Origin of the sequence: Lysinibacillus sp. NPDC095746, assembly GCF_044763535.1 — a bacterium.
Classification (GTDB): Bacteria; Bacillota; Bacilli; order Bacillales_A; family Planococcaceae; genus Lysinibacillus.
Map to the genome: position 1 here is coordinate 134,201 of NZ_JBIWGL010000010.1, position 7,395 is coordinate 141,595.

6 protein-coding genes are annotated in these 7,395 nt (G+C 37.5%); 4 read left to right on the forward strand and 2 right to left on the reverse strand.

Features of this window, described 5'->3' with window-relative positions; translation table 11 throughout:
• Positions 1-72: 72 nt before the first annotated feature.
• The 3 genes from ACIQ7N_RS09895 (at position 73) to ACIQ7N_RS09905 (ending at position 3,996) form a co-directional block, all read left to right on the forward strand.
• A complete protein-coding gene (locus ACIQ7N_RS09895; RefSeq protein WP_400941742.1) occupies positions 73-1,266 on the forward strand; it encodes an ornithine--oxo-acid transaminase in 1,194 nt (397 codons plus the stop codon).
• 83 nt (positions 1,267-1,349) lie between these two features.
• Positions 1,350-2,594 carry a Glu/Leu/Phe/Val family dehydrogenase gene (locus ACIQ7N_RS09900; protein ID WP_248716969.1) on the forward strand — a complete coding sequence of 415 codons (1,245 nt, stop codon included), beginning with the start codon at positions 1,350-1,352 and terminating at the stop codon, positions 2,592-2,594.
• A gap of 238 nt (positions 2,595-2,832) precedes the next feature.
• Positions 2,833-3,996, forward strand: a complete 1,164-nt coding sequence (locus tag ACIQ7N_RS09905; RefSeq protein WP_402931691.1) for an iron-containing alcohol dehydrogenase — start codon at positions 2,833-2,835, stop codon at positions 3,994-3,996.
• Between the two features lie 148 nt (positions 3,997-4,144).
• Here ACIQ7N_RS09905 and ACIQ7N_RS09910 read toward each other — a convergent pair whose 3' ends face one another.
• Complete coding sequence (locus ACIQ7N_RS09910; RefSeq protein WP_402931693.1) at positions 4,145-5,140, reverse strand: cation diffusion facilitator family transporter; 996 nt, start codon at positions 5,138-5,140, stop codon at positions 4,145-4,147.
• 15 nt (positions 5,141-5,155) lie between these two features.
• Entirely contained in the window at positions 5,156-5,872 is a 717-nt protein-coding gene (locus tag ACIQ7N_RS09915) for an MgtC/SapB family protein (RefSeq protein ID WP_402931695.1), read from the reverse strand.
• 319 nt (positions 5,873-6,191) lie between these two features.
• Between ACIQ7N_RS09915 and ACIQ7N_RS09920 the strand changes: the two genes are divergently transcribed.
• Positions 6,192-7,091: a DMT family transporter gene (locus ACIQ7N_RS09920; RefSeq protein ID WP_402931697.1), complete on the forward strand. Its 900-nt coding sequence runs from the start codon at positions 6,192-6,194 to the stop codon at positions 7,089-7,091.
• The last annotated feature ends 304 nt before the right edge of the window (positions 7,092-7,395 follow it).

Below are 7,395 nucleotides of genomic sequence, written 5' to 3' on the forward strand. Positions count from 1 at the left end.
CTATTGAATATATTTATAGAAAAACAGAGTCTTCCAGAGTTTTTCATCATGAACGTAAGGAGAGAATACTTTATGACAAAAACAAATCAAGTGATTGAACAAACGCAAAATTTTGGTGCTGCAAACTATCACCCGCTACCAATCGTTATTTCAGAGGCTGAGGGTGCTTGGGTAAAAGATCCAGAAGGTAACAAATATTTAGATATGCTATCAGCTTATTCTGCTGTGAATCAGGGGCATCGTCATCCAAAAATTATCGCTGCGTTAAAAGAACAAGCTGATAAAGTAACACTAACTTCTCGTGCATTTTATAGCGAAAACCTTGGTGAATGGTATGAGCTTGTTGGAAAATTAACGAATAAACAAATGGTATTACCGATGAATACAGGTGCTGAAGCGGTAGAGACAGCATTTAAAGCGGCTCGTCGTTGGGCTTATGATGTAAAAGGTGTAGAAGATGGGAAAGCTGAAATCATTGCATGTAATGGTAACTTCCATGGTCGTACAATGCTTGCTGTATCTTTATCATCTGACGAAGAATATCGTCGTGGCTTCGGTCCAATGTTACCGAATGTTAAGTTAGTAGATTACGGTAACCTAGATGCATTAAAAGCTGCAATTACTCCAAATACAGCAGCGTTTTTAATTGAACCCATTCAAGGTGAGGCTGGTATCGTTATTCCATCAGAAGGCTTCTTAAAAGCTGCACGCGAGCTATGCCGTGAAAACAATGTTTTATTCATTGCAGATGAAATCCAAGCTGGTTTAGCACGTACGGGTAAAATGTTTGCATGTGATTGGGAAGAAGTAGAGCCTGATATGTACATTTTAGGGAAAGCTTTAGGGGGCGGTGTATTCCCGATTTCGTGTGTAGCTGCAAATCGTGAAATCTTAGGTGTATTCAACCCAGGATCACACGGTTCAACTTTCGGTGGTAATCCTTTAGCATGTGCTGTATCTATTGCATCAATTAAAGTATTACTTGATGAAAAATTAGCAGAGCGTTCACACGAACTTGGTGAATACTTTAAAGGTAAATTAAAAGAAATTAAGAACCCAGTCATTAAAGAAGTTCGTGGTCGTGGTTTATTTATCGGAATGGAATTAACAGAGGCTGCACGTCCATACTGTGAAAAGCTTAAAGAATTGGGTCTATTATGTAAAGAAACACATGATACAGTCATTCGATTCGCGCCACCACTTGTTATTTCACAAGAGGATTTAGACTGGTCAATCGAACAAATTGAAAAAGTATTTAATCTTTAACAAAATGTTCACATTTTAATTCGGAAGTATGTTACAATGATGCCGATATACTATCATTATAAAAAACAAAGAGGCGATTTAATATGTCTGAAAACTTAAATCTGTTCACATCTACTCAAGAAGTCATTCAAGAGGCTCTAAATAGACTTGGTTATGACGAAGCTATGTATGAATTATTAAAAGAGCCGCTTCGCATGCTACAAGTTCGTATTCCAGTGAAAATGGATGATGGTACAACAAAAGTATTTACTGGTTACCGTGCACAACATAATGATGCTGTAGGGCCAACTAAAGGTGGAGTACGTTTCCATCCGGCAGTATCTGAGGAAGAAGTTAAAGCGCTTTCAATGTGGATGACATTGAAATGTGGTATCGTAGATCTACCTTATGGCGGTGGTAAAGGCGGTGTCATCTGTGACCCTCGTCAAATGTCTATGGATGAAATCGAGCGATTGAGCCGTGGATATGTACGTGCAGTTAGTCAAATCGTAGGACCAACAAAAGATATTCCTGCTCCAGACGTATTTACGAATGCACAAATTATGGCATGGATGATGGATGAATACAGCCGTATGGATGAATTCAACTCACCAGGTTTCATCACAGGTAAGCCACTAGTGCTTGGTGGTTCTCAAGGTCGTGACCGTGCAACTGCACAAGGTGTAACAATCGTTATCCAAGAAGCAGCGAAAAAGCGTGGCATTGATATTAAAGGTGCACGTGTTGTCATTCAAGGCTTCGGTAACGCAGGTAGCTTCCTTGCGAAATTCATGCATGATTTAGGCGCGAAAGTAATCGGTATTTCAGATGCTTATGGTGCACTTCATGATCCTGAAGGTTTAGATATCGACTATTTATTAGATCGTCGTGATAGCTTCGGTACTGTAACAACATTATTTGAAAATACAATTTCAAACAAAGAATTATTAGAGCTTGATTGTGATATTCTAGTGCCAGCTGCTATCGAAAACCAAATTACTGCTGACAATGCACACAATGTTAAAGCAAACATTGTCGTAGAGGCAGCGAACGGTCCAACAACTGCTGAAGCAACTAGAATTTTAACTGATCGTGGCATTTTACTTGTACCAGACGTATTAGCATCTGCTGGTGGTGTAACAGTTTCTTACTTCGAATGGGTACAAAATAACCAAGGTTATTACTGGACAGAAGAAGAAGTTGAAGAACGTCTTTACAAAAAAATGGTTGATGCATTTGAAAATGTTTATACAACAGCGACAACACGTAACATTAATATGCGTTTAGCAGCTTATATGGTAGGTGTTCGCCGTACAGCAGAAGCTTCACGCTTCCGTGGATGGGTTTAATCAATATATAAGAAAAACGGGTCATTCCTAGTCGGATGACTTGTTTTTTTGTATGCGTATCAGTTTTATTCGTATGAATAAGATGTTTAGGACATTGCTCCATGGACATCTTTTTTCTTTGCGCTTTTGGCGTATTTGTAGAGTGAATACAATTACCGAGGAGCCAATATTTTGGTTTTAATTCTTTGCGTTCATCAATAGAAATATGAGAAAATCCACCTAGAAAGGGGCGAATTGAATGGATTCGTTTACATTTTATAACCCAGTGAAGTTACATTTTGGTGAAAATGCACTGGAAAAGCTTTCAAATGAGTTAGCGCAGCATGGTAAAAAGGTGTTAGTTGTCTATGGTGGAGGTAGCGTTAAGAAAAATGGTGTATACGATGCTGTCATCGAGAAGTTACAAGAAGCCGATAAAACAATATTTGAACTAAGTGGTGTTGAGCCAAATCCACGTGTTGAAACAGCAAGACTTGGTATTGATCTTTGTAAAAAAGAAGATATTGATCTAGTCCTAGCTGTAGGAGGTGGTTCCGTAATTGACTGTTCTAAGTTAATAGTCGCAGGTGCAAAATATGATGGCGATGCTTGGGATATTGTAAAGCGTAAAGTAATTGTAGAGGACGCTTTACCGCTTGGAACGGTATTAACGCTAGCTGCAACAGGTTCCGAAATGAACTCGGGATCTGTCATTACAAACGCTGCGACAGAAGAAAAACTAAGCTGGGGTAGCCCTGCGGTATTCCCGAAATTTCCGATTTTAAATCCAGTGTATACAATGACAGTACCAAAAAATCATACAGTTTACGGTATGGTTGATATGATGTCGCATGTAATTGAACAATATTTCCATAATACGACGAATACACCGATTACAGATGAAATGTGTGAAGGGGTATTAAGAACTGTCATTGCAACAGCACCTAAACTAATAGAAGACTTAGAGAATATTCAGTTGCGTGAAACGATTTTATTAGCCGGAACAATTGCGTTAAATGGATTCTTATCAATTGGCTCTCGCGGTGATTGGGCTTCCCATAATATTGAGCACGCTGTATCTGCGGTGTACGATATTCCGCACGCAGGTGGTTTAGCAATACTACAACCACATTGGATGCGTCTAAGTGTACCCGTAAATCCAGAACGTTTTGCAGGCATTGCAACACGCGTTTTCGGTGTTGACGCAACAGGAAAGTCTCTAGAAGAGGTTGCATACGAAGGGATTGATCGTTTATCGGCATTCTGGACCTCACTAGGAGCTCCAAGTCGCCTAGCGGATTATGACATTGACGATTCAAAATTCCAGCAAATTGTAGAGCATGCTATGCAAAATGGACCCTTTGGAAATTTCAACAAATTACAGGAAGAAGATGTGCGCACTATTTTGCAAAACTCACGTTAACTTCTTTCAGCAAATGTTTTTGCAACGTCCGTTACAGAAGTTTTCCCGATTGTTTAATAGAAGAAACAAAACTTGTATAAAAAATAGCCAACTGCCTATGTTGTGGCAATTGGCTATTTATTTTATTTAAAATGTTTTGGATAATGAGTTATTGTTTGAATGTAGAGTTTTCCGGTCTTTCGCCAATATGCACCCAATCTTGCTTCCCATCATCCTCATCAAATAAAATTGCCACTTTTGATACGCCTTTCTGACTTAAAATGACCTCTGTTAAATGGTCGCGTACATCATCTAAAAAAGCGAGTGATAGGTTAGGATCAGCTTCGGCAACTAATTCCACATGTAAAAACTCACCTTCTTTAATGACTTCTAAGCGAACAATATCTTTAATGTTTGGGTCATCCATTACAAGATGAGCAATATGATTTAGCATTTCTTCGTCTGTTTCACCAATAACCCCACGTGCATTATCAAGGAACACTTTTGCTACAACGTAGAACATCATAAAGCCGATAATCATCGAAACGAGTCCTTCTATATTTGCCCAGCCTGTAAAGTGCGCAATTAAAATAGCACCGAAGGCCAACACGTTACCACCTGTAGCTACTAAGTCTTCCATAAATACTAATTTTGTTGCTGGTTTTGCGCGATTTAAATAAGGGAAAGCTTTAGGGATAGCTGTTAATATTCCCGTTTTTTCCTGCCCAGCGTCATGTAGTATTTCAACGGCAGCTTTTGCAAGAACTGACCCTTCTAAAACAATACCAATCAATAATACGCCAAGTGCAATGAGCATTCCTTTAGATTCTCCAGCGGGGTGTATAAAATGATGCCAGCCTTCTTTTACGGTTTCATAAGAAAGGATCGCCACGATTATAACAGCAAAAAGACAAACTAAATTTACAATTCGGCCAAAGCCTCCAGGAAATTGTTTTGTCGGTGCTTTTTTCGACAGCGCTGAGCCGATATAAACGAATAATTGGTTTGCTGCATCTCCTAGAGAGTGCATCATTTCTGCAAACATGGCAACATTACCTGTAAAGAAGAAGGCAACACCTTTAATAATTCCTAAAAAGGCATTGACTACTGCTGCTAGCAGAGAAGGCTTATTCCCATTTTTTAATAGTTTTAATATTTCTACCACGAAAGAATCCTCCAACTAGTTTAAAATTTCCATTTCGATTTTTTCTATATAGGGTAGTGCTCGTAATGAACGATAAAATGACAGTAAGTTATCAGATACTATTAATGATAAGCGTAAATCTAATTCGTGATAAACATTACTATTATTTGGTACATCTTGAATGCGTATGTTTTCAATAACAATATTGTTTTCCTTTAGGAATTGTAAAAAGGATTCACTATTGTCATCATTGTTAATCTGAACTTTCAATGATATTTCTCGCATACGAATTCTTTTTGGTCCTATTTTCATTAGAAACGGCGATAAAACCTCAATTCCGAAGACAATGATAATAACAGCTAAAGTAGCATCTATATAGAAGCCTGCGCCAACAGCAATTCCTATCCCAGCAGCTCCCCAGATCATTGCTGCAGTTGTTAAACCTGAGATACTATCATTCCCTCGTCTTAGAATAACACCTGCTCCAAGAAATCCAATCCCACTAACGATTTGGGCAGCCAAGCGTAGAGGGTCCATTGTAATATTGATTTCTGACCTTGGGGGTGTTGAATAGGCGGTTTCAATTGAAATAACAGTTAATAAACAGCTAAATGTAGCGATAACTAAGCTCGTTTTTAATCCTACAGGCTTCTTTTTTAATTCCCTTTCGATACCGATTACTAAACTTAATGTGGCTGCGATTACTAATTTTATGCCAACTTCATATGTAATCATATTTTCCAAGGTTTCCATACGCAACCCTCCACAGATATTTCGTATTGCTAAGAGATATGCAAGGTGTCATTATTATATGTACATTACTTTTTTGTATTGTACATCACGATCGTAATGAAGTATAAGTATTTTTAATTTCTTTCACCACATATTTTTGGTAGCGAAAGCGAAGCGACAGCACCAAATGTCTTAACCTTTATAGGTAGTGACAGTAATACGAGTATAAGTTAAGGTTTCCGGCGGATGACACGGAATTGGAAAGGGGTCCTTTATGCGGATATAAAGCCGAATCCAGACGTAATGATGCCGAGGCAAAATTGATTGGAGGTTGGATTTAATGGAGAAAGCCAAAATTCATCCATACATTCCTATTTTTATTGGCGTAATTTCTGTATCCCTGTCAGCCATATTTGTGAAATTAGCAAATGCAGAAGCGGGAGTTATTGCGTTTTACCGTATGTTCTTTTCGGTGTTAATAATGGCTCCTCTGTTTTTTTGGAAGTACACAAACGAGGTAAAGAAATTAAGAATACGTGATTGGCTATTTTCTTCTGTTGCTGGCATATTTTTAGCCTTTCATTTTATTTTATGGTTTGAATCACTTAATTACACCTCTGTAGCAAGTTCTACAGTTTTGGTTACACTACAGCCATTGTTTGCATTTGTAGGCACATATTTTTTCTTTAAAGAGAACATTACCCTGAAAACCATATTTGCAGGAGCGATTGCTATTGTCGGTAGTATTTTAATTAGTTGGGGAGATTTTAAACTTAGCGGTACTGCATTTTATGGAGACATGCTTGCCCTAGTTGCGTGTGCACTCGTTACAGCTTACTTTTTATTTGGACAAGATGTACGGAAAAGATTATCTCTTGTGACATACACGATGATTGTTTATGCTGTTAGTACAATTACATTGTTTATCTATGTTCTTATTAAGGGGGGATCGTTCGGCCCTTATTCTACTATGGACTGGATATGGTTTATTTTATTAGCGATAGTTCCTAATTTATTAGGTCATACTCTATTTAATTGGTCTATTAAATACGTTAGTACAAATGTAGTCTCCATTGCGATCTTATTTGAACCAATTGGCGCGGCCATTTTAGCTCTTCTAATTTTTAAAGAGTATTTAATAGCCACACAAATTTTTGGTGGATTCATTGTTATAGTAGGAATTCTGTTATTTGTAGTCGATGAGAAAAAGATTTTTAAACTTTTTTCAAAAAAAGCTTGATTTTTAAATTGCTATATTATATATTATTACTTGTCCTTAACAAGAAGGACGACTTGAAAAAAGATTTGAAAAAAGATTTTAAAAAAAGTTGTTGACTTCTTGTTGAATACAAGTTATGATAATAGAGTCGCTGAAAACAGCGGTGAAGAAATGAACCTTGAAAACTGAACAAGCAAAACGTAATCAATAAAGTTTTTAGTAACTAACCTCGAGTTAGTGAACGAAACAAAATTTTGGACATCAAACATGATGCCAGCAAAACAATTTGAGCTAATCAAATTTCTTTTTATGGAGAGTTTGATCC

Bases quoted from the DNA above. Each gene is read 5' to 3' on its own strand.
- ACIQ7N_RS09895 (WP_400941742.1), top strand. From the start codon at position 73: ATGACAAAAACAAATCAAGTGATTGAACAAACGCAAAATTTTGGTGCT.
- ACIQ7N_RS09900 (WP_248716969.1), top strand. From the start codon at position 1,350: ATGTCTGAAAACTTAAATCTGTTCACATCTACTCAAGAAGTCATTCAA.
- ACIQ7N_RS09905 (WP_402931691.1), top strand. From the start codon at position 2,833: ATGGATTCGTTTACATTTTATAACCCAGTGAAGTTACATTTTGGTGAA.
- ACIQ7N_RS09915 (WP_402931695.1), bottom strand. From the start codon at position 5,872: ATGGAAACCTTGGAAAATATGATTACATATGAAGTTGGCATAAAATTA.
- ACIQ7N_RS09920 (WP_402931697.1), top strand. From the start codon at position 6,192: ATGGAGAAAGCCAAAATTCATCCATACATTCCTATTTTTATTGGCGTA.